Annotated in this window: 15 protein-coding genes and 2 pseudogenes; 11 read left to right on the forward strand and 6 right to left on the reverse strand. The window is 63.3% G+C overall.

The features are described 5' to 3' along the window. Positions 1-6 precede the first annotated feature (6 nt). From BLV94_RS02985 to BLV94_RS03005, 5 genes are all read left to right on the forward strand, one after another. Positions 7-2,517 (forward strand): ATP-binding protein, encoded by a 2,511-nt coding sequence (locus tag BLV94_RS02985; protein ID WP_072948938.1) that lies wholly within the window; start codon positions 7-9, stop codon positions 2,515-2,517. Then, a complete protein-coding gene (locus tag BLV94_RS02990) occupies positions 2,514-4,793 on the forward strand; it encodes a hypothetical protein (protein ID WP_072948940.1) in 2,280 nt (759 codons plus the stop codon). Before BLV94_RS02985 ends, BLV94_RS02990 begins: the two co-directional genes overlap by 4 nt. Further along, positions 4,793-6,445 (forward strand): M23 family metallopeptidase, encoded by a 1,653-nt coding sequence (locus BLV94_RS02995; RefSeq protein WP_072948942.1) that lies wholly within the window; start codon positions 4,793-4,795, stop codon positions 6,443-6,445. The genes BLV94_RS02990 and BLV94_RS02995 overlap by 1 nt, the downstream gene beginning before the upstream one ends. 2,084 nt (positions 6,446-8,529) lie before the next feature. Next, positions 8,530-9,825, forward strand: a complete 1,296-nt coding sequence (locus BLV94_RS03000; protein WP_244163450.1) for a superantigen-like protein SSL4 — start codon at positions 8,530-8,532, stop codon at positions 9,823-9,825. A 247-nt stretch (positions 9,826-10,072) separates the two neighbouring features. Next, positions 10,073-11,080, forward strand: coding sequence for an acyl-CoA dehydrogenase family protein (locus BLV94_RS03005; RefSeq protein ID WP_072948946.1), 1,008 nt, complete (start codon positions 10,073-10,075; stop codon positions 11,078-11,080). 398 nt (positions 11,081-11,478) lie between these two features. Here BLV94_RS03005 and BLV94_RS03010 read toward each other — a convergent pair. From BLV94_RS03010 to BLV94_RS49875, 4 genes and pseudogenes are all read right to left on the reverse strand, one after another. After that, positions 11,479-11,739 (reverse strand): annotated as a pseudogene (locus tag BLV94_RS03010) (alpha/beta fold hydrolase); the annotation flags it as partial. 165 nt (positions 11,740-11,904) lie between these two features. Beyond that, the gene (locus tag BLV94_RS03015) at positions 11,905-12,165 is read right to left on the reverse strand and encodes a Txe/YoeB family addiction module toxin (RefSeq protein WP_072948949.1); all 261 of its coding nucleotides are present in this window, start codon (positions 12,163-12,165) and stop codon (positions 11,905-11,907) included. Then, entirely contained in the window at positions 12,162-12,413 is a 252-nt protein-coding gene (locus tag BLV94_RS03020) for a type II toxin-antitoxin system Phd/YefM family antitoxin (RefSeq protein WP_005569061.1), read from the reverse strand. The genes BLV94_RS03015 and BLV94_RS03020 overlap by 4 nt, the downstream gene beginning before the upstream one ends. 125 nt (positions 12,414-12,538) lie before the next feature. Beyond that, positions 12,539-12,952, reverse strand: coding sequence for a hypothetical protein (locus tag BLV94_RS49875; protein WP_174705570.1), 414 nt, complete (start codon positions 12,950-12,952; stop codon positions 12,539-12,541). 322 nt (positions 12,953-13,274) lie between these two features. Here BLV94_RS49875 and BLV94_RS03035 point away from each other — a divergent pair, with 322 nt between their 5' ends. The 5 genes from BLV94_RS03035 (at position 13,275) to BLV94_RS03060 (ending at position 19,222) form a co-directional block, all read left to right on the forward strand. Then, the gene (locus tag BLV94_RS03035) at positions 13,275-14,981 is read left to right on the forward strand and encodes a DEAD/DEAH box helicase (RefSeq protein WP_072948951.1); all 1,707 of its coding nucleotides are present in this window, start codon (positions 13,275-13,277) and stop codon (positions 14,979-14,981) included. A gap of 417 nt (positions 14,982-15,398) precedes the next feature. Continuing rightward, positions 15,399-16,532, forward strand: coding sequence for a zinc-ribbon domain-containing protein (locus tag BLV94_RS51955; RefSeq protein WP_167372104.1), 1,134 nt, complete (start codon positions 15,399-15,401; stop codon positions 16,530-16,532). A gap of 60 nt (positions 16,533-16,592) precedes the next feature. After that, positions 16,593-18,046, forward strand: a protein-coding gene (locus BLV94_RS03050) for an IS3 family transposase (RefSeq protein WP_244163452.1) whose coding sequence is annotated in 2 segments (ribosomal slippage) — positions 16,593-16,965 and positions 16,965-18,046 — 1,455 coding nt in all. Because the reading frame shifts where the segments join, the coding sequence is not laid out codon by codon here. A gap of 55 nt (positions 18,047-18,101) precedes the next feature. Then, a complete protein-coding gene (locus BLV94_RS51960) occupies positions 18,102-18,602 on the forward strand; it encodes a zinc-ribbon domain-containing protein (RefSeq protein WP_425272487.1) in 501 nt (166 codons plus the stop codon). 251 nt (positions 18,603-18,853) lie between these two features. Then, entirely contained in the window at positions 18,854-19,222 is a 369-nt protein-coding gene (locus tag BLV94_RS03060) for a histone-like nucleoid-structuring protein Lsr2 (RefSeq protein WP_072951045.1), read from the forward strand. An 865-nt stretch (positions 19,223-20,087) separates the two neighbouring features. Here BLV94_RS03060 and BLV94_RS03065 read toward each other — a convergent pair. Next, positions 20,088-20,234: pseudogene (locus BLV94_RS03065) on the reverse strand (cold-shock protein); the annotation flags it as partial. Between the two features lie 64 nt (positions 20,235-20,298). Continuing rightward, positions 20,299-20,472, reverse strand: a complete 174-nt coding sequence (locus BLV94_RS49260) for a hypothetical protein (protein WP_167372105.1) — start codon at positions 20,470-20,472, stop codon at positions 20,299-20,301. A gap of 80 nt (positions 20,473-20,552) precedes the next feature. Here BLV94_RS49260 and BLV94_RS03070 point away from each other — a divergent pair, with 80 nt between their 5' ends. Next, on the forward strand, positions 20,553-21,611 hold the full coding sequence (locus BLV94_RS03070) for a hypothetical protein (protein ID WP_072951043.1): 1,059 nt from the start codon (positions 20,553-20,555) through the stop codon (positions 21,609-21,611). The last annotated feature ends 1 nt before the right edge of the window (position 21,612 follow it).

The following is a 21,612-nucleotide window of genomic DNA, read 5'->3' on the forward strand; positions in this document are numbered from 1 at the left end:
GCCACTATGGAACAGCCGACGCTGTCAATGGCCGCAAATATCCGGTGGACGAAGTCCGGCGTTGTCTGGGCGGACTACGTGCTCACGGGCATCGACTACGGTTACCGCCCCGACGTGGACAAGCGCACTGCTCGTACCCTGCACACGATGCTCGTCCGCGCCCTTCCGGGCGAGTCACTGTTGATGGGCATTGCAGCATCGTTGAGCGCCGAGGCCGTCGTTTCCCGAATGACCGAAGGCGTCGATCTCGATGCACACCCAGACTGGGCAACCGAATGCGAAGCGACTCTCGACTCGATCGAGCTATACCGCCCGGGCCAGCGGATCTACTGGCTGAGCATTCCGCTGACCACACCCAAGGTCGTCGATCAGGTCAAGGCCGCGGCTCATTCGGCCTGGACCACACTCTCCGACTACATCGGGCTGCCGCGGACCGCAATTGACGATGACGAGATCCGGGCCCGTGTCCGGCAGGCCAACCGGATCATGGCCGACATCCCCGGTGTCTTCGATGCGCAACCTGCCACTCCCGCTCAGATGGTGTGGCTGTGGCGGCACGCGATGACGCGCGGACTGCATATCGACACTGACCTGCCGGACGCAGCCGTGACGCCAGGAGCAAAGTCAGGTGCCGCTCTGTCCGCATGCCGGATCGACGAGGGCGCCCAATCGGATCGAGAGAAGGCCTCGGGTTGGCGAGGCAAGGTCCCGACGTTCAGTCGGGTCCTGAAAGTCGACCAGCCGTACGAAATCGTCGACCACCCTGCCTCCTACCAAGTGCTCCTCGCGCTCGCTGACACCCCCGCCGGTGGCGTCTATTTCCCCGGCTCGGAGTTCTTCACCCTCGCTGACGACTTCGGCGATATCGATGTCGATTTCGCGGTACGGCTCAAGGTCACCGCCGGTGCCGATGTCATGCGAGCGAACAAGCGCGCGCTCGAGAACCTGAAGGAGCAGTACGAACAGCGGGAAGGAGAGTTGGCCGGCGGCCAAGGTGTTCTCGACCTCGCTGCCGCCGCGTTGACCGAATACACCTCGCTGCTCGAGACGAACCGCGATGAGGTCGAGGTTGCCTGGACGGCGTTGTTCGCGGTAGGAGCTGATTCCGAGGAGCGCGCACTCGCTGATGCGAAGGCATTGGTGAAAGCGTTCGAACAGCAGGAATACAAGGTGGTCGCACCGGTCGGCTACCAGGAAGACCTGTGGTGGGCCATGTTGCCTGGCGTTCCCACATCGAAGATCGTCCGCGAGTTCGCCCAGATCACCACGTCGACGCATTTCGCGGCGTACATGCCGTTCATTCGCAACGATCTCGGCGATGGCAGTGGTCCGCTGTTGGCACTGAACATCACCACCTCGCGGATCGGTGTGGTTCACCACGACGTCGCCGGAAAGTCCCTGCGCGACCAGTCCGCATCCTTCGCGGTCACCGGTGAGCTCGGATCGGGCAAGTCGGTCACCATGAAGGTGATCGCCGGCCAGGTCGTCGACTGCGGAGGGCAGGTCATCGGTATCGACCAAAGCGATCTCGGCGAATACGCCAACTGGGCCCGCGCCGTCACCGAGGCAGTCGTGGTCGACCTCGTCGAACCCGAATACAGCATGGATCCACTGAGGATCTTCGACGCCGGGGTCGCAGCAGAAATGGCCCAGTCCGTGTTGTTGACACTGCTCCGGATCCAGCCTTCCTCAGACCTGGGCATCACCTTGGCGAAGGCGCTCGAGCCCGAGTACCGCGCAGAGCACCCCTACCAGGGTTTGGGCGAGCTGACCGAACACCTCCTGTCCGGTGCTTGCCCGATCGCCCACTCCCACGAGCTCGGCGAAGCGATGAACGTCTACGCCCGCCGCACCTACGCGGCGGCACTGTTCGGCACAGATCTACCCCCGCTGCCCATTACTGCTCCCGGCATAATTTTCCGCACCCACAAGGTCGACTTGCCGACCCAGCTGCAGACCGAGAAGCAGCACCTCTACGAGAACCTGACGCTGGAGAAGCGATTCGGTCACGCGGTGTACACCCTGATCGCGAAGGTCGCCCGCGGACAGTGCTTCGCCGACCCCGACCAGATGGCGCTATTCCTCGTCGACGAGGCACACCACCTCCTGGGCGCCGACGACGGCATCGACATCGTCGAGGACTTCGTGCTGCAGGGCCGCAAGTCCTCTGCCGCGGTGGGACTCGGCGACCAGGACTGCGCGTTCGGCACCCCGAAGCTGCGCGGACTGATCAAGACCCGCATCGCGCACCGTCATACAGACGAAACCCTCGCCAAGCGCGCCATTGAATGGCTCGGCCTCGACCCGGACGACTACGGACTGGTCAAGCAATACATGGAGCAGACAGCTCCGGTCACCGGAAAAGACAAGTACGTCGAACCTCACCGCCGCGGTGAAGGCTACATGCGCGATGGCAGCGGAAACGTCGGTCGTATTAAGACGCTGCTGCCGGCAACCGAGTCTCGCCGAAGTGCAGTGTCGACCACTCCGAAGGACACCAAGCTGGTGAAATCATGACCGCGGCCGCGGCGCCCTCCCGTGAACGGGAGGTGGTCGGGACCCCCGAACCCCGGGAGTATTTCAGTTTCCGCGCCGCGGCCACACGCTCACTGCTGTGGCTTGTCACCGCATGGATTCCGCAATCCTGGCTGACCGCACTGATACACCTGACCCGTCCGGTAACCCGCTGGCTGTGGGCACGCTGGTGGAGCCGGCTACTCATCCGCCTCATCGCCGGCTGGCACGCGGCCGGCGCCATCTTGATGATCGTGGCCACCCCGGCTCTCGCCGATCCCGCCGGCGGCGGCGGTGCGAACCCGTTCTTCGCCTGGATGAATCTGAAAGATTCGCACGGCATCGACGCGTGGAGCTACTTCCTGTCCATCGACAAAGGCAACGCCTCGGTGGGCGGCGGCTGGCGCATGATCTGGGCGTACATCATCACCCTCGAATACGAGGTCTTCCGCTTCCTGATGGCAACGGCCATCTGGTTCATCACCTGGGTGCTCTCGTTCGAATGGCTCGACCTGATCCTCACCCCCGTGCGCACCATCGCCGACTCGGTCACCTCCATCACCGACCAGTTCGCGCTGACCCCGCTGATGCTCACAGTCGCCGGACTCAGCGTCGCCATCTGGATCATCCGCGGCCGATTCTCCACCGGAATCTACGAGCTCCTCATGTCCTGCGTCATCGCGGCCGCGGCCGTGGGCGTTCTCTCGAACCCGGTCGATCGCGTCCTCGGGGACGACGGACTGGTGCTGTCGGCGCGAAATGTGGGCCTGGAGGTTGCCTCAGGGCTCGCGAACGGTGGTGATACCAGCGGAAACCCGCAGACCGAGATCGACACGATCGAATCGAAACTCATCGATACGTTCATCCGCCAACCAACGCAACTGATCAACTTCGGAGTCGTTCTCGATGCCCCGGAAAACAACGGGAAATGCGTCAAAGAGTTCGACGCCGCGTACCTCGCGAAGCCCAAGGAACCTGGACTCGCGGACAAAGCACAGGATGTCGTCTCCGAGGTCGCCCCTGGGGCAGGCGTAGCCCTTGACCTGATCAATCCCGACGCGAAACCGGAAGACCGCGTCAAAGATGCCATCGCCAAGTGTGAGGGGGAGGACGGGCCGATGAAGGCCTATGCCGACAACCCCGGTCCCGGACAAGCAATGGGCCTGTTCTTCCTGAACTTCGCCGGCGCACTCCTCATGGCCTTCGCGATCTACCTCGCCGGCCGATTGATCATCGCCGCAGGTGTCTCGATCGGCAACGCCATCAAATCGATACCAGGAGTCGTCCTCGCCATCGCACCCCCGATGCGCGGGCAGTTCTGGCGGACCATCGCCAACGCCGCAATGGCGTTGCTGCAGATGATCTTCGCCATCGTCTTCCTCGTCGGCTACGTCATGGTCGTCGAGGATCTCTTCGCTGCAGACGAATCGAACCTGATCCGCACGGTGTTCTTCGTCGACATCTTCCTGGTCACCGCACTTCTCCTCTACCGCCGAGCGGTCAAGGGAATGAAGCGAATGTCGGACAACCTGGCAACAATCCTGGCTAAACGGCCCAACGCCGCACCGACCGCCATCAGTCGCTCAACGCCCACCACAGCGCGCGACATCGCTGCGATGGCCGCCAACGGACGCCACATGTACCAGGGCGGAAAGGCCGTGGTGAAGGGGGCAGGAGCACTAGCGAAGAAGTCCGGCACTGCCGCGGCAACGACCGGAAAGGTCGCAGCCGGCGCCACGTCGACCGCAGCAACCGGCGGGGCGGCTGCAGTGCTGGTTGCCGGACGGGCCCTCTCCTCGACGGCGAAGCGAGCGAAGAACAAGGTCGACTCGATCGCCGATCCCGACAGCTACCCGAAGTCCACCTCCGGCGCGGCCCGTGCCCAGACCAGTCGTGGAACCGCCGCTACGAACGCTGCTGCCGACGCTGTCCGGAGTCGACTGTCGAAAACGGCGGTGTCGGACAAGGCCGGCATCAAGCACCCCATCGGGGTCGCCCCGTCATGGCCGGTCGCCCACCCTGGCCAGGTCCGTGCCTCGGCCACGACAACCAGTGGTCCGGACGGTCGCCGATTCCGCGCATTCACCACCACATCTGGGGCGCCGGTGATGTTGCCGACTACACCGAGCCGCACCCCGCGACCAGCCAGACCTGCCTCTCCTGAAACAGGGATCCCCAACGGTTCAGGGTCGAAGACTGCTCAACTGCTCGCTGCCGCCGCGCAGTCCGGTTCCGCGCCGGTGGTCAAGCCAAGCGCACTGGCCCACCGAGCTCGCTGATGACGCTCCTCGACACACCACCGTCGACCCCGGATACACAGGAAGGCAGCTCGAAAAAGTGGTGGTGGCTGCTCGCCGGCATGCCCGCCTTCGCCATGGTCATCATGATGGCTCCGATACTGGTCATCCTCGCGGCAACCGGTAGTGACACGAACTGCGGTCAACCTGTGCCAGACGCCAGGGGCGGCAGCCTCATCGGCATCAAACCCGGATCCCTCGCGGTCCCGATGGCCGAAGGCACCTACACCATCAGCTCACCCTTCGGTATGCGCGAGGCAGGCATGCACGACGGCCAGGACTACGCAGCACCACTGGACACCCCGTTCTACGCCGCCGGTAACGGCGAAGTCATCGCCGCCGAGCCCGCCGCCGGCTACGGACACTGGATTCGGATCCGGCACACCATCGATGGCCAGATCGTCGAATCCCTATACGGGCACATGCAGGCCTCCGGAGTCCTCGTCCACACCGGAGACAAGGTCACAGCGGGCCAACTGATCGGCAAGATGGGCAGCGAAGGACAGTCGAGCGGACCGCATCTTCACTTCGGCATCTACCCCGGAGGCTGGTCACTGGGCGGCGGAGTAGATCCCATTCCGTGGCTCACACAACAAGGAACCATCTCGCCCAATGGCGGACCAGCAGAGCCGGTCGCACATACCAATTCCACCGGTGGAGATCTACCGCCGCTGCCCGCCGAGAAAGGCAGCGAAGCGCACATGCAGGTCGACTCCATCCGCGTCATGCGCACCATCGCGGCAGCCTTCCCCGAGATCCCAACCATCGGCGGATGGCGCCCAACAGACGACGTCGCCCCGGACCACCCCGACGGGCGCGCGGTCGACATCATGATTCCCGACTCCGCGAGCGCCCAAGGGAAGGCGCTCGGCGACAAGATCGCCCTATACCTCCAACAGAACAAAGCGGCCCTCAACGTCGAGTACTTGATCTGGCAACAGCGCTACTGGGATGGCACCGGTGACTGGTCACTGATGGAGGACCGTCACGGCTACACCGCAAACCACTTCGACCACGTACACGTCACACTCACAGGCGGCGGGATGCCGACCCCCGACACCCACTACGGCAGCGCTCCGGGCAGTACGACCACCACGGAGCCGTGCCCGCCAGAGGTCGGTGATCAGACCAAGTTCGCCCCTGACAGCATCCCGCCGCAATACACCAACGCAGTCTCGGCCGCTGGGTCCCTGTGCCCAGAGGTGAGCCCGATCCTGGTTGCCGGCATCGTTCAACAAGAGTCCGGATTCAACGAAAAGGCCGTCAGCAAAGGCGATGGCGTAAATCAGGGCGGCGCCGAAGGAATGAGTCAGTTCATGCCGGAGACCTGGAAGGCATTCGGCACGGATTCCGGACTAGATCGAAACGGAAACACGGAACCACCGAACGCTGCCGACCCGTTCAATCCGTACGACGCGATCGCCTCGGAAGGGCGCTATCTCTGCCACATCGCCGACTACCTTCGACCGCATCACGACAGCGGGGCCGTCCGCGGCGACTTCACCGATCTGATCATCGCCGCCTACAACGGCGGGGAGGGTGCCGTCGTCACCTACGGCGGGATTCCGCCATTCGCCCAGACCCAGGCATACGTTCCCGCCGTGCGTCAGCGCATGACGAAGTTGGCAGCCTGATGCCCGCCCGGAACGTTATTGCCTCAGAACGATCAGTGCCGCTTGTGTGCAGCCAATTGCCGGCACGATCGACGGCCGGATACCGATCGCATCTTGCGATCGGTATCCCGTCTCGTGCCCCTGGCAATCACTCAGAACGATAAGAGCGCCGCAATGGGTATGCACTCGCGGATCAGTCAGAGGCGAACGGAAACCGCTCGGCGCACAGAGGCTTGCTCGTCACGGCACCGGGTTGATGAAAGGCGACGGAGGTGAAGGGAACCGTCCAGGCTAGTGTGTGGGATTGCGAAGTCAGCAATTCGATGAGACGCAATGCCTGGGACATTTCACCTCTGGATGGGCTCGGCGGGGCACAGAAAGTTGTTGCCTGAGCGCGAGAGAATCCTCCAGCGGCGCTTGCGCTCCACCCTTGCTCTCTTCGTTGCGCTGTGTGGAGCGTATCGCACGTGTCAAGGGCTGGTTGGTGAATCCAGTTGTGTCCCGGCTCAGTGCATCTGATGCCGACTCAGCAGATCTGATGCGACCGACGGTCGATCTGATGCCTGACTCGGTGAATCTGATGCGGGGTCCCCTGGTCGCGGTCGACGTCCTCGTGCGTCGGGACTCAGCCCACGTGCAATCGGTCGGGCGGCACGCCAACAAATTCCACGCGCATCAGATTCAGTGAGGCGAAGTCGAACATTGCGGCTCAGACAATCTGACGCACCGCAGGTCGGCGGCATCAGATGCACTGAGTCAGGACAAGTTGTTGTCCCGGCTCAGTGAAGATGGCGAAGACTCACTGAATCTGGCGAGGGCGGCCGACAATATAGCGGACGGCTCAGCGAACCTGGAGAATCCGAGGTGCTCACCCACGATCGGGAATGATTCGACGCACCAGAGTTCCACGCTCGCCAGATTCTTTGATCCAGACGTTGCCGCGGCGACTCAATAGACCTGGCGAACCGCAGGCGCTCCGGCTGTGATCTCGCCAGATGCACTGAGTCAGGACAGTTGTTGTCATGGCTCACTGCATCTGAGGTCGACTCGGTGAATCTGATGCGAACAGCGGCCAATCTGACCCCGGCAAAGGCAGTTTGATTCGGGGTCCCTGACCAGCGCTCCGATCGCGGGTGTTGCTTCCAGGAAGTTTGCGACGACAGGCCACTGTCCGTGTGCATCCGACTGGTTGAGCCGCGCGACGAGGTCGACACGGCCAATCTGATGCATCTCGGGAACAGGATGTCGTTTCTCATCAGTTTCGTTGAGTCGGGACAGGTGTCTTGCCACGCCACCACTCCATCACGGCGGTTGCACACCATCTGCTAGGCGGAATTCTTTGGGCCAGCTGCGGAAGACTCCACGTGAAGCGATGCCGCACGACAGTGATTAGAAGGTTGCAGCGTTCGTGTCACACACGTCCCCCTTCCGGGATCTTCCTCCGAGTATGGGAGAGCAGTCGGCGACGAACTTGAGTGCAGCCCACATGGGAGAGGAGCAGCGTGGAAATGCGCTCTGATTGACGAGTAGTAGCCGCAAGTTTCGTGACGGATAAGCAGTCCGGCGCGTCGAGTGGAAGACTGCGCGCCGCCGAATACAGACCAGCTGCCGGTTCTAGGGAACTCGGGTGACTATGCAATCTTTCGGCTGTGGAGGGTTATGCGATCCCACGGCGGCGATCATCGGGCAGATCCGCCCGGTCCCAGCCCCACAGCGGCTGTCGCTTCCCTCCAGCCCGCACCGCATTCGGCGTGACCACTTCGACCACAGTCCATCTTGACACTCTGCGATGCACTAGGCCGGCCATGGCGAGTCGGCACCCAAATCTGCCCATAGCGAGGCGATGCCCCTGACCCAAACCACCGCGCGACCCCGATGATCAAACTTCATTTCGCAGACCCTCAAAGACACGAAAACCCCTTGGTGGGGTGGCTTCAGATTCACGAACCGCTCCGCGGCATGCGTTGAGGAGGACTCGCTCGTCCTCCTCAACCACGAGGGTGAAGGCCTCGCCGAGCCGTCACATTCTCTGAGGGTGAGAGTCGGAGGTTCGCTGCTTCCGACACTCGTACTGCATTCCCCGAAGGGACCTACCTATGCCAGGTATGGCGTCTCATGCTAACGCATGCCGTAAATCAGCTTCAACACAACTCGTTTCGCCCACCGAACCCAGGTCGTCGGCCCGCGGCGGGACGCGCATTCCGCAGTCCTCGGAAGTCGACGCCTGGGAGGCGTCCGTCTACGCCGCCACCCAAGCCATCAACGAGCTCCACGAGTACAACCGCGGTACCGGGCAACGCGGCAACTCCTTCACCCTCCCCACCACACCAGGACGCGAAGCCGCCATCCCCGTCTGGTCCGGACGCATCGAATGGCTACGCCAGGTCCGCCACCACATCACCCACAACACCATCGGCCAGGCCGCACTCACCACCCACAGCATCAGCATCGAACGCATTATGGCCGTCGCCGCAGCCCATGCCCGATTCGCGGATTCCACCACCGGCCGTGGTGTTACCGCCTCCCGGCAACTCATCGCACACCACGCCGGCGTCTCACTCTCCGTCGTCAACCGTGCCCGCCGCGTCCTCAAAACCCTCCACATGGGCATCGAGCTCGAACGCGGCCGAACCCTTCGCACCCACGAATACATGGCCGCAGAACTCCACCACGGCGGCCAACAGCACCAAGCAGCCTCCGTGTGGGCACTCAGCTCCCCGAAACACATCGTCGACACCACTCCACCACCCGCGAGCCGACCCCAGCGGCCCCACCGCACCCGCGCCACCCGACGCCTCGCACGCCACCGCACCCGACCCCAACAACCCACCACCGCAACTCATCCCCAGGCCACCGGCGCTGACACCCTATCCCCCAGTACTTACGTTCCTACACATATTCTTTCGTTACGAAGTACTCACCAACGCGCACATGCGCGGCACACCACATCCACCCGGCAACCTCGACCACTCCACCTCCAACGAGCAGCCGCCACCCTCGCCTCCCGCTCCCCTGTTCTCGCCCACGACCATATCGGCCACATCTGCGACACCCTCCACGCCGTCGGCATCGACACCACCCACTGGACCGGCCACGACATCGCACACACCCTCGACCGAGACACCCGAGAACGCGGCTGGACCTGGCCCACAACCGACCACATCGAAGCACCCGTCGCCCTGCTCCGCTGGCGACTCACCCAGATCAACTGGACCGGGCCATCACCCACCCAACTCCGCGCCACAGCCGACGCAGAACGGCGCCGCGAACAGGCAGCCCGCCGCACCGCGATCGCACAACGCAACGCCACACAAGCAACCCACGGACAGCGGCAAGCCGCGCTTGCTCAGATCCGCCGAACCCTGGATCACACCACACATCAGCGAGTTGACCTCCGATGAGCCATTCGGATGGAGGTGCACTGAGCTCCCGAGGAGTCATCCGCCGGCACCGGGCCGCACACCAGATAATCGACCGGACATTACTTCTGATGGCAACAAGACCGGATACGAGGCTACCTGGATCGTGTTTTGTCTCAACGGATCTCTCTGCGGCAGTTCGAGGCTCGTTGGCGGTCAGGGATGAACGGAACCGCCCACCGTTGCAGTGGGTCGGCGTGGTGCGGCGCATGATGGATACGGTGTCACCATGACTGACTGGGTACAGCAAGCGCAGCACCTCACCGACGAGGTACTGCGACCAGCCGCGACGGAGGTGGACGGGTCGGGGATGATCCCGCAATCGCACTTCGAAACACTGCGCGACCAGGGGTTCTACGGCCTCGCCTTCACCTCCAAGGACCCCGTCACCACCCTCGCGGACGTCGGCGAGATCCTCGTCAGTGGGTGCCTGGCGACCGCATTCGTCTGGGCCCAGCACCACGGGACCCTGCTCCGGTTGCTGATGTCGAGGAACGATGCCCTCAAGGCACAATTTCTCGCCGACCTGCGAAGCGGCGCCATCACGGCCGGCGTTTCCGGTAGCGGCTACGCCAACCCGGACAACCCCCTGGTCGTCGCCACCGAAACCGACGATGGATACACCATTACCGGGCGGGCGCCGTTTGTCACGGGATGGGGCTACGTCGACGTCATCGGCGTCACCGCATACGACACCCGAGCAGACAAAACCGTCACCTTCCTCATCGACGCCATCGACGGCCCGAACATCCACTCGAAGCGAATCCCGCTGTCCGCGGCCGACGCATCCAACACCGTGCAACTGACCTTTAACGGACACCACATCCCCCACACCGCAGTCATCCACGTCCGAAAGACTCCTCGCGGCGGACTCAGCATCGCGGACCGGGCGATTCTCAGGATCAACGGCTCCCTCGCCCTCGGCGTGGCACGATCATGCCTGACCGAAGCCGACCGAATCGGACACCCCTGCCCACATCTGTGGGAAACACACACCATGCTCCGCGAGGCTCTCAACAACGCGGCCACTGGCGACGGAGACATCTACGACGCCCGCGCCCGAGCCAGCCAATTCGCCGTCACCGCCGCCAACTACGTCGCCACCGCCGCAGGAAGCCCATCCGTCCAACGCGGCGAACCCACCGAGAGAATGGTCCGGGAAGCCGCCTTCAGCATGGTCTGCACAACCACCCCGGAAATCAAGTCACGCATCCTGACCACCTGTCACCCCCTGTGAACCTGCGAGACCGAGGCGCGATGACACCCGAGTTGAGTGAAACGTTCACGACAGTAGCGGCAAGCTGCTCACACATCCTCGGTCCCATTGCCGGCGTCCCGCTCCCGGCACGCCGTCCACGAACAGCGGGAATCCGCACTCGCACAGATCCGCCAGGCCTGCACCAAGCCCGGCCAAAGCAACACGATCTTCGATTTATCGCAACAGGGCGTGCACCCACCGACGGGAGCCCACCACGCGAGCACCCAAGTCCTCACAACGATCGTCTGCAACGAGCCCAGCGTGATGCACGGTGCATCACCTGCACCCCGGATCGTGGGTGCGACCAGACCGGATGGCGATCTCTCTGCAATGTCTGGCACGGTCAATGCCCAACACAAGCGAATCAGCGATACACCTCAGGTGTCATGCAGGAACGCTCGAAGTCGCTCAAGCACCAGCTCAGGTCGTTGATCGACAACCCAGTGACCGACGCCGTCGACCGTCTCGAGCCGAAAACCATCTGTGTGCTCGGCATACCCGCGCAGCAGCGTCGGAGTGATCACCGGGTCCCCCACTCCGTGCAGGAACCGCATCGGAACATCAACGGAGGTATTCGCGACTTCACCGGTACGGATCAATTCTCGCGTCAGGAATGTGCGATACCAGCGCGAGCCGGCCACGCAACCAAGATGTCCCCCAACTCGGTGGGTCGGCCACACCTCAGCCACCAATCGTGCCTACTACACGCCCTCCCGAAACGCGGACAGTCGGAGCGTCATACCAGTGGACTAGAACCATTCCGTAGTCGTTGTCGACAAGCCCCGCCGCCGTGGTGAGCGCAATCAGTGTCCGTAGTGGTAACGGCAGGCAGCAATGCGGATCTGATCATCGACAATTTTATAAACCAGCCGGTGCTCATCGGTGATACGCCGGGACCAGTAGCCCTGAAAACCGTGCTTGAGGGGCTCGGGCTTGCCGATTCCGTCATTCCCGTTGCGTTCGACATCCTTGAGTAGTGTGTTGATCCGCTTGACGATCTTCCGATCCTGCGCCTGCCACCAGACGTAGTCCTCCCACGCAGACTCGTCCCAGACAAGCTTCATTCAGCCAGATCCCGGACAGTTCCCCCGCCGGACTCCAACCGATCGATCGACGCCAGCAGCCGGCGGGCGTTCTCCGGACTCCTGAGCAAGTATGCCGTTTCCTTCAACGACTCATAATCGTCGAGCGAAACCATCACCACCGGCTCGTGACCTGCCCGCGTGATGACGATTTCTTCCCGGTCATCGACGACGGCGTTGAGGACCTCGGCGTACCGCGCGCGAGACTCCGAGTAGGTCATGGTTCGCATTGAGCACACCTCCAGTTATCACGTACAAGAAATTGTACGTAACCCGACATGCTTCCGCAAACGAAGGGGACGACCCACCGTGGTGCGAGCTCGAGAACGAAATTCACCCCGTGGTCCGCATCCCCTCACCGCCCGCCGATCCCCCGCCGCTCCGGCGAGCGACTCGTCCGGACCCGGGACCGAGCGCGTCCACCAACCGCTGCGGGGCTGCGCAGCGATCCCTGGCCGACGCCCATCCGGATCGAAAATCCGAGAGTGAGGACCCGCAGCGAGACAAACGGGCGGAGCAGCTGCTGCGCAGCCTGGACGTCGCCTCCGAGGACACTCCCGTCGCGATCTGGCACGGCGAGACGGTGCTGCGCAATCCGACGAATGCAGAACTCGCCCGCATCGTCGGTCTTCCGGTCCCAGACTCGGCCCCGGACGCCGACGCGGCGCCACCGATGCGCGCCGCGGTGGCCGGCGATCCGGATACGCCGCGTGCCGTCGCGGACGATGAAGGCACCGGACGCGGATCCCAGCGCAGCGAGGGGGGTCATTCGATGCGATGCTCACGGTCGCTCTGCGTTACGACCGGGCGATAATCCTCGGATGGTCGTCGAAACTGCAGATCGAGATCGACTCCCAGGCTTCGTGGCTGCATCGCAAATCAATATAGTGTCGACAGCGTTGTAACCGTCGGCCGAACCCGAGGTTGTGGAGACCATCGACGTAGATAATCGACCTGCCGTTGCGTCGGCCCTCGCGCCCGCAGCGACAGCCCGCGATTCCTTGGCTCCAGCCGCTGCGACGGTCGCCGCCACACTGGCCGCAGTCGACGTCGTCGATCCCGTCGATTCGCCTTGGGAATAGCCTGCACTCATGGCCGCACGGAAGACCACCCAGCGACGCTCCAGTCCCAGGCGAGCCAGCGCCGCGCCGCTGATACCCACCCCGAGGCACGGGGAGCAGATCTGGATACTCGACGTCCCGCACCGGGCGCCCGCGCCCGGTGCCAAGTACTACAAAGCGCTCAAAGCATTTGCCTACATCGGCACTCAATTGCCTGACGAACTCGCCGTCCACGCATCGAAACCGTACTCGTACGCTCGCTGGGTCGAAGAGGACCTCAACGGCGTGCGGCAACCGGGCGCCACTGGTTTCCACAAGACACCGCGGCCAGAACAGGTGGACTCCGCGAAGGCGATCGCGACGGCCTTTCGCCACGGCAAGCGCGGATTCTTGTTGGCCGACGAGCCCGGTGTAGGCAAGACCGGCAGCGCAATCCTCGGCGCGAAAGCTGCGCTGAAATTAGGGGGCGGCGACACCGTACTCATCACCGTGGACCGGCCAGCCCAGATCACCATCGCCGCGTGGCGCGACGCCCTCGCTGCGTTCGGCGACGGTGGCTATCGGTGGCTGATCATCTCCCCGGACCAGCTCAAGAAGTTGCTCGGACGCAACGGCCAACCGAAGTACTCCTTCTCCCTCGTCATCAATGACGAGGCACAGCAATTCAGGCATCTCACGGCCCAGCGCACCCAGTACCAGCGGCGCGTCAACCGCCTCGCCGCGACGCCAGAGAAGGCGCCGTTCGTCATCACCGTGACGGCGACGCCGGGTCATCACCCAGGCGAATACACCTACTTGTCCTCGCTTTTCGCGCAACTGCACGATGACCCGCCGGGCGAGTGGGCCGATCTTGGCAAGAAGCTGGTCGAGCACGGACTTCCCCTGGCTCCCGGGTGGGACAAGGGCAAATGGGACTGGAACGACCAAGCAAAAGGCTCTCAGCAGCTGCAGCATCAGGCCGTCACCCGCGTCCGGAAATGGATGACCGACTGCGACCCGCCCGTCATGATGCATCGCGACGCGCCCTGGGGGCCGCCACCTATCGACGGCCTGCCACTCGACTTCACCGCCACCCAATGGGCTGCGTACCACCAGGACTGGAGCGAGTTCCGGAGCGCGATGAAGATCGCCCGCCAAGGGAACGACACCGCCCGCGGCCGTGCCGCCCTGATGCGGTTCCGGCAGAAAGCAGGCATGCTGAGAGCCCCGCAGACCGCCGAGTTGGTAGCCGCACACGTCGAACGCGGCTACCAGGTACTCGTCGCCGTCGAATTGGTCACCACGGCCGCCGACCCGGTAGCCAACCTCGTGGAGGAGCACGGCATTGGCGTCTCACGCATCTTCGGCGGCGGCGATCTCGAGACGGAACGCATCAGATTTCAGCGCGGCCACAACCCGGTCGTGGTGTTCAACACCGCATCTTCGATCAACCTGCAGGCGTCCGAGTTGATGGTCGACGGTTCCCGAGCCTCATCCGCACGCCGCATCGGGTTCTTCCACCAGCCTCGCTACTCCGGAATTGCCGCACGCCAAACGATGGGTCGCGCGCATCGCGACGGGCAGGTTTGCTCATGGTCACTCCTGTTCGCCACCGGAACGGTGGAGGAGCAAGCGGCTCGGATCATGATCAGTCGGCTCATGGTGACATCAGCCAGTGTCGATGGCGATCTCGAGGCATTCGCGAAGCTCGCGCGGCTGTTCGACGCAGACTGGCTTCCCGAAAGCATATTCGAGTAGGAATGATGCCAGGACCACGGACCTCCGCAAACGCGAGTGAGCGGATATGCATATCGCCCCGCGAGTGTGCTCACACTTGGGTGTCCACCTTGGTGGACAGAAGACCGACTTGGCAATGCCGCGGCGGGATACGAACTCCTTCGTCGTCCGGCCGGCGTCTTTGCTACGCCGCTGGTGGTCACCTCGCCATCCTTCTGCGATGCAAGTCAGCAGATTCGCCGTGCCCTGCGGCAAACCAAAGGCCAAACCCTGTCCGATGATCCACGGACATCCCGGCAATCGAGCGGACCGCCGTTGCCAAGGCCCGACCACACCGCGAGGATCCGCGACATGACCGCGGGGTTGCAGCCCCACAACACACGCACTGACCGAGCCATCCCCGCTTCAACTGTCAGTGCGCGCTGCTACTTTCGGCGCATGACGACCCGAGGCCAGCTTTCAGTCGCTGAGAGGGCACCGTATTTGGTTGTTGAATGGCACCCAGACCGGAACGGCGACCTCACCGCGGACCGCGTCAGCTACGGGACCAACAAGCCTATTTGGTGGCGCTGCCAGAAGTGTGGGCATGAATGGTTGAGCGCGCCTCGGACAAGAATCCGGTCGACCGAGACCACGGGTTCACACCGGATCATGGGGTGCCCGTCATGCTGGAAACTCAGCGCTAGCACCACTATGCAAACTCGGGCCAACAAACGGAATGCAATGTCACTCGGCCACCGACCTGACCTTCTCGAAGAGTTTCACAAGTCGAAGAACTCTGACGCGAGCGCAGAGCACGTCACCTCTCGGGACCGAGTCTGGTGGACATGCCGACAGTGCGGATCTGAGTGGAGGACCACGGTCGGTGTTCGGCTTGCAGGGCACGGTTGCCCTCAATGCGGCCGGAGATCCCACAACGCAAAGATGAAGACACCGAAGTCAGGAAACTCCCTCACAAAGCGCCGACCCGACCTCGCCGCGGATTGGAACTGGGCCAGGAACGGACGCGGCCCGGGCCAATACAGCTTCGGAAGCTCGCAAGAGGTCTGGTGGCTGTGCAAAACCTGCGGTCACGAATGGGAAACCACGATCAACCAACGGAGCCACAGCACCAAAGGAAGCGGCTGCCCAGGATGCCGGCTCTGGGGTACCAGCGGGGAAGAGATCAAACTTCGATGTGAACTGATCGCAGCAGGTGTCCCACTCGACCCGGTCAAACGAAAGGTTCGCCTCGAATCCCCTGCTCGTTCCTACAATTGCGACATGCTCTGCCCCGAGTGGCGGCTGATAATTGAGCTCGACGGGCACCACTACCACAAGTTTCCACACAACGTAAACCAGGACCGCGTCAAAACCACCGCACTGACCGACGCAGGCTGGACAGTCGTACGCGTCCGCGTCGACCTTCCGCAGATCACAGCCAACGAGGTCCACGTGACACGAACGGACAGAGAGCTCGACCGCGCCAAGCTCGTCCTTACGAAGCTTCTGGAGCTCGACTACCGAATCGAATATGCCGAAGAATACTTGCTATCCGAGATGCCGTGGGCGTCCCCCTGCGTGTCAGGCTGAGTTGAGTCCACCGGTTCACAGCAACCCCGCCTGCAGGGCGAGATACGGATCAACCCGACAATGACAATTTCCAGCCTGGCCGTAGCCGGGGACAATGGTCACATGGAGTCTTCCCACCCACGTTCCGACGGACCACGCCGACGCTCATTCGCCCCGGCGGACAAGCTCGCGCACCTGGCCGCCTACGAGCAGGCCTGCCAGACGAACGAAGGCGGCGCCTACCTGCGCCGCGAGGGCCTCTACTCCTCCCTCATCACCGAGTGGCGCAAGCAACGCGACGCCGGCGTCCTCGACGGCAAACCCGCCGGCGCGAAGGTCGGCAAACTCACCGCCGAGCAGGCCGAGATCGCTCGCCTCAAGCGGGAGCTCGACCGCACGAACAAGCGACTGGCCACCACCGAAGCCGCCCTGGACATCATGGGAAAAGCGCATGCTCTCTTGGAATCGCTCTCCGAGAGAGCGGATTTGGACGACAAGCCAACCAAGCGCTGACCGCAGCATGGACCGAACTGACCAACGTCGGGATGTCGACGAGAAGAGCAAGCGCAGTGACCGGTGTGGTCCGGTCGACCGCGGTCCGGCGTCGCGCCGCGGCCGCCGCACCGACACCTTCCGCTCCAGTCCGACCTACGCATCCGCCGGCGAACAAGCTCACCCCGATCGAACGCCGCCGCATCCTCGACACACTCAACAGTGACCGGTTCGTCGATCAGGCGCCGCTCGAGGTGTACGCGCAACTCCTCGACGAGGGCGTCTACCTGTGTTCGGTGTCGACGATGTACCGCGTCCTGCGGGAGAACGCACAGGTCAGTGAACGCCGCAGGCTCGCCCGGCACCCGGCGAGGACCTGCCCGGAGCTGGTCGCGACCGCCCCGCGGCAGGTGTACTCGTGGGACATCACGAAGCTCGCCGGGCCGGACAAGGGCCGCTACTACGACGCCTACGTGATGATCGACATCTACTCGCGGTACATCGTCGGTGTGCACGTCCACGCACACGAATCGGGTGTGCTGGCACGGGAGTTGATGGAGCAGATCTTCGCGGTGCACGGCATTCCGCAGGTCGTGCACGCCGACCGTGGCACGTCGATGACCAGCAAGTCAGTCGCGTCACTGCTGTCGGATCTCGAGGTCACCCGCTCGCATTCGCGGCCGCGGGTCTCGAACGACAACCCGTATTCGGAGGCGGTGTTCAAGACCCTCAAGTATGGACCGGAGTTCCCCGAACGGTTCGGATCGCTGCGTGAAGCAAGGGAATTCATGATGCAGTTCACCGAGTGGTACAACCACGAGCATCGCCACACCGGCATCGGGCTACACACTGCCGCCGACGTCCACTTCGGTTTGGCGGCGGCGAAGGCCGCCGAACGTCGGCAGGTACTCGAGGCAGCACGGGCCAGGCATCCGTACCGCTTCGGCACTACGACAGCGCCGAAGATCCTCGACCTGCCCGACACCGTCTGGATCAACCGCCCCGCCGACGATTCTGCGGAGGCCGAAACGTCAGCCGCTTAACACCCGGTGGACTCAACTCCCTTGACAAGTTCCGTCCCGGGCCGCGGCAATTGAGCTGCAGCGAGAACTTGCTCGCTCCCTCGGCACCGAATACCCAGACCTCGCGGCCGACTGGCATCCGACCAAGAACGACCCACTCACACCGTTCAATGTGGCTCCCCACACCGCCGCCATCGTGTGGTGGAGATGCGTTGTGTGCTCCCACACCTGGAGGTCGCGCGTTCAAGCCCGCACATATGGACGCGGCTGTCGCATCTGTTCGCGCAAGGCTGGCAGTAGTCGCCCGCCGAAGCCAGGTGCGTCACTGGCCGACAAGCGGCCGGACGTCGTCGCAGATTGGAACTGGGATAGAAACTCCAACATCACACCAGATCAGGTCGGCGTGAACAGTGCCAGGATGATTTGGTGGAGGTGCAGCGACTGCGGACACGAGTGGTCGTCGCCGATCAAGAGCAGGGTCCGATCGAGAACTCATCGACGGGGCATCTGCCCAAGGCGATCGAGGAAGACGCCCGGTGCCTTTGCCCGCGAAGGCGATGCGAGCAAAGGGGTCTGAACCTATTCTCAGCGGCTCCACTCGGATCTAGTCGGGTCGGCGAATGGTTTTACGATTGGTGCCACGACGAAATCCATTCGACGTTGGGAGTCGGCGTAGTTGGGCCTCGCCCTCTTGCTGATGAGGTACCTTCCATAGCTATCCGACCGATTAGCCATTCTTGATGTCGCAATCCGACTCGCTCATATTCACTGAAGCGAGCAGTGCGTAATGGACGTAGAGTGGGTGCGGAAGGTGACGAAGGAGTTGAAATGGCGCGCCAAGTAGTTGTCGAGCATGTCGACGATATCGACGGATCCCCCATTGTGGAGGGCAAGGGTGAGACGATCGCATTCTCCGTGAATGGAATCGACTACGAGATTGATTTGTCGGCGAAGAATGCGAAGGACTTCCACAAGAAGCTTGATTACTACATCGATCACGCCACACGGGTAGGTGGCCGCAAGAATCGATCAGCGGGCACACTCGCGTCGGGTGATGAGGTCAAGCGGAAGCCTGCACGGCGGGACCGTGATCATGTGAGGGGAGTGCGGGAATGGGCCCAGGAGCAGGGGTATGACATCGGGGTCCGCGGGCGCATTCCTACCGAGATCGCGGAGGCGTACAACGCTGCTCACTGACGACCATTAGGAGAGCGCAGTTGTTAGTTGAGTTCCACGGCGGAGTGGATGGAGTGGAAGCTGAGGGACAAGGCGGGAGTGCGGGTGGCATGTCTGCGACAAGCCCCTGCCCTAAGACTTGCCATTCGACGCGCATGCCAGGTCTCGGAGCAACCCCGACCAGCCCCCGTCCTTCCGGTGAGCGATTTGTCAATCGAGTCACCGCCCCAATCTCCTTCGCGGACTCCCGTTAGAATCCGACCCATTCTGAACAGCCCGATCGATAAGTAATCGCGACGCCTATTCATCGATTCGGCGGCGTTGTTCTAGCGCACACATGCTTACGCCACCGCCATGATGTACCGAAACCGCTTCCGGCCGAGCGTATTCATCCACATCACATCAGCATCGAACGCCTGATGGCCGTCGGCCACGCCCGGTTCGCCGCCCCCACCGACCGAAACGTGGATTCCCGGCTGCCGTCTCGGTGAGGCCACTCGGTGACGTGCGGTACTGGCTTCGACACTGGCGCGGACGGGCAACTCCGCACGGCGATGGGACCGACCGACACCGACGTCCCCGTGGTCGGATGCGCTAACGAAGGTGCCAACTCGCAAGGTCGATGGTCGTACCGCAATCGTCCAGTTCACGAGCAAACACTCTGCCGCCCATTTTGGGCGGCTATTGCTGCACAAAATGGCGATGTGCTGGACGTCGCGTGAACGAACCCCTCTCTGCGCGATCAGTCGCGCTAAACCAGCGCTAAACCGGATCGGCGAGACCACGGGTTTCGGACCTCTTGTTGAGGCACTCCTCGCGCGGGAACCGATCCGGCGATTAGAAGTGGGGACCGCACCCACTGGATGCGGTCCCCACGTGACACTGGTCAGACAGAGCGTACATTCGTGGCCTGCGGGCCCTTCTGCCCTTGGCCGACCTCGAACTCCACACGCTGGTTCTCATCGAGCGACTTGAAGCCGCTGCCCGAGATCTCCGAGTAATGCACGAAGACGTCCGGAGTTCCGTCGTCGGGGTTCCGATCTCGATCACTCGATCCTGCCACTTCTTGGTGCAGTTGCGAAGACCGCCCACCGTTTTCACACCGACCTACGACCGGTCGTCAATGCACCGTCAATGACCTGCGGTGGCGGATTGATGGTGCCGGTGTCCCATGTGACCGAGTCGTTCACACCAATCAGGAACGACTCCAGGTGTGAGTGAGTGGGGATCGAGGCGATGCACTCGTGGGTTCCGCCGACATAGGTGGCCATCGATCGACATTGCTTCGACCGATCCCAGCGTGGGATTGCACTTCCTTGTTTTAGTCACATAGACTAAAACAATGGAATCGATGATCGAGGCACTCGACGTCGTCGGCGCGGCAATCGTGCCGAGCGACCTGTTCGGCCCCATCACCCACGACCCGGCAGCTCAGCGCGCCGCCCGTCGGCGGTTCCACCGCCTGTCGGTCCTGATTCACCCGGATCGGGTTGAACCGGCGTACACCGCCCGCGCCGCAACGGCATTCACACATGCGTCCGACCTGTACCGCCGCTGGCAGCGCGCCACGACCATCACGGACGCGGCCCCAGCCACCGTCGTGGACGGCAGAAACGGCTCCTACCGACTCGAGACCCTGCACGCCCGCGGCTCGATCGCCGACCTGCACCATGCCACCGACAGCGGCGGCGCGGGCGTGGTGATCAAGGTTCCCCGCAGTGTCGTCTCGACCGCTCTGATCGATGCGGAGCGGGCCGCGCTCACCGAGATCGCGGCGTCCGCCGAGGACGGGAACGACTGGCTGCGCGCGTACTTCCCGCAACTGATCGACCACCTCACCCACGCCGACCCTGTGACCGGCGCCCGGCGAAAGGTGAACGTGCTGGACTTACTGACCACCGGATTCGTCACCCTCGCCGAGGTCCAGGCCGGCTACCCGGATGGGCTCGATCCGCGGGATTGGGTATGGATGCACCGGCGGCTGTTGCGGGCGCTGGCCGCCGCCCATCGCGCCGGGTGGGTGCACACCGCGGTGACCGCGGACAACGTGCTCATTCACCCTGAGCGGCACGGGGTGGTGCTGGCCGGATGGTCGTTCGCCACCCGCCCCGGCACCGTTCCTCTGGCGACGATCCCCTCTCGGCAGGACCACTATCCACCGGAAAGTTCCACCGACTCCCCCGCAACCCCGGCCTGGGATGTCTTCATGGCACATCGGTTGATGCTGACCATGCTCTCCGATACGGCCCCGGACCGCCTGCGCGCGTTCGCCCGCGGCTGCCTGCAACCCCAACCTGGTCTGCGACCTGACGCCGTCGATCTGCTCGACGAGTTCGACGACCTGCTCGACACGCTCTACGGGCGGCGACGCTTCCGCCCGTTCACCATGCCCACCACGAAAGGACAGTGAT

The organism is Rhodococcus koreensis, assembly GCF_900105905.1.
Taxonomy (GTDB): Bacteria; Actinomycetota; Actinomycetes; order Mycobacteriales; family Mycobacteriaceae; genus Rhodococcus_F; species Rhodococcus_F koreensis.

What these genes read in the sequence shown, in the direction of transcription:
- BLV94_RS02985 (WP_072948938.1), top strand. Translation starts at nt 7, where the DNA reads ATGGAACAGCCGACGCTGTCAATGGCCGCAAATATCCGGTGGACGAAG.
- BLV94_RS02990 (WP_072948940.1), top strand. Translation starts at nt 2,514, where the DNA reads ATGACCGCGGCCGCGGCGCCCTCCCGTGAACGGGAGGTGGTCGGGACC.
- BLV94_RS02995 (WP_072948942.1), top strand. Translation starts at nt 4,793, where the DNA reads ATGACGCTCCTCGACACACCACCGTCGACCCCGGATACACAGGAAGGC.
- BLV94_RS03000 (WP_244163450.1), top strand. Translation starts at nt 8,530, where the DNA reads ATGGCGTCTCATGCTAACGCATGCCGTAAATCAGCTTCAACACAACTC.
- BLV94_RS03005 (WP_072948946.1), top strand. Translation starts at nt 10,073, where the DNA reads ATGACTGACTGGGTACAGCAAGCGCAGCACCTCACCGACGAGGTACTG.
- BLV94_RS03015 (WP_072948949.1), bottom strand. Translation starts at nt 12,165, where the DNA reads ATGAAGCTTGTCTGGGACGAGTCTGCGTGGGAGGACTACGTCTGGTGG.
- BLV94_RS03020 (WP_005569061.1), bottom strand. Translation starts at nt 12,413, where the DNA reads ATGCGAACCATGACCTACTCGGAGTCTCGCGCGCGGTACGCCGAGGTC.
- BLV94_RS49875 (WP_174705570.1), bottom strand. Translation starts at nt 12,952, where the DNA reads ATGACCCCCCTCGCTGCGCTGGGATCCGCGTCCGGTGCCTTCATCGTC.
- BLV94_RS03035 (WP_072948951.1), top strand. Translation starts at nt 13,275, where the DNA reads ATGGCCGCACGGAAGACCACCCAGCGACGCTCCAGTCCCAGGCGAGCC.
- BLV94_RS51955 (WP_167372104.1), top strand. Translation starts at nt 15,399, where the DNA reads ATGACGACCCGAGGCCAGCTTTCAGTCGCTGAGAGGGCACCGTATTTG.
- BLV94_RS03060 (WP_072951045.1), top strand. Translation starts at nt 18,854, where the DNA reads ATGGCGCGCCAAGTAGTTGTCGAGCATGTCGACGATATCGACGGATCC.
- BLV94_RS49260 (WP_167372105.1), bottom strand. Translation starts at nt 20,472, where the DNA reads ATGGCCACCTATGTCGGCGGAACCCACGAGTGCATCGCCTCGATCCCC.
- BLV94_RS03070 (WP_072951043.1), top strand. Translation starts at nt 20,553, where the DNA reads ATGATCGAGGCACTCGACGTCGTCGGCGCGGCAATCGTGCCGAGCGAC.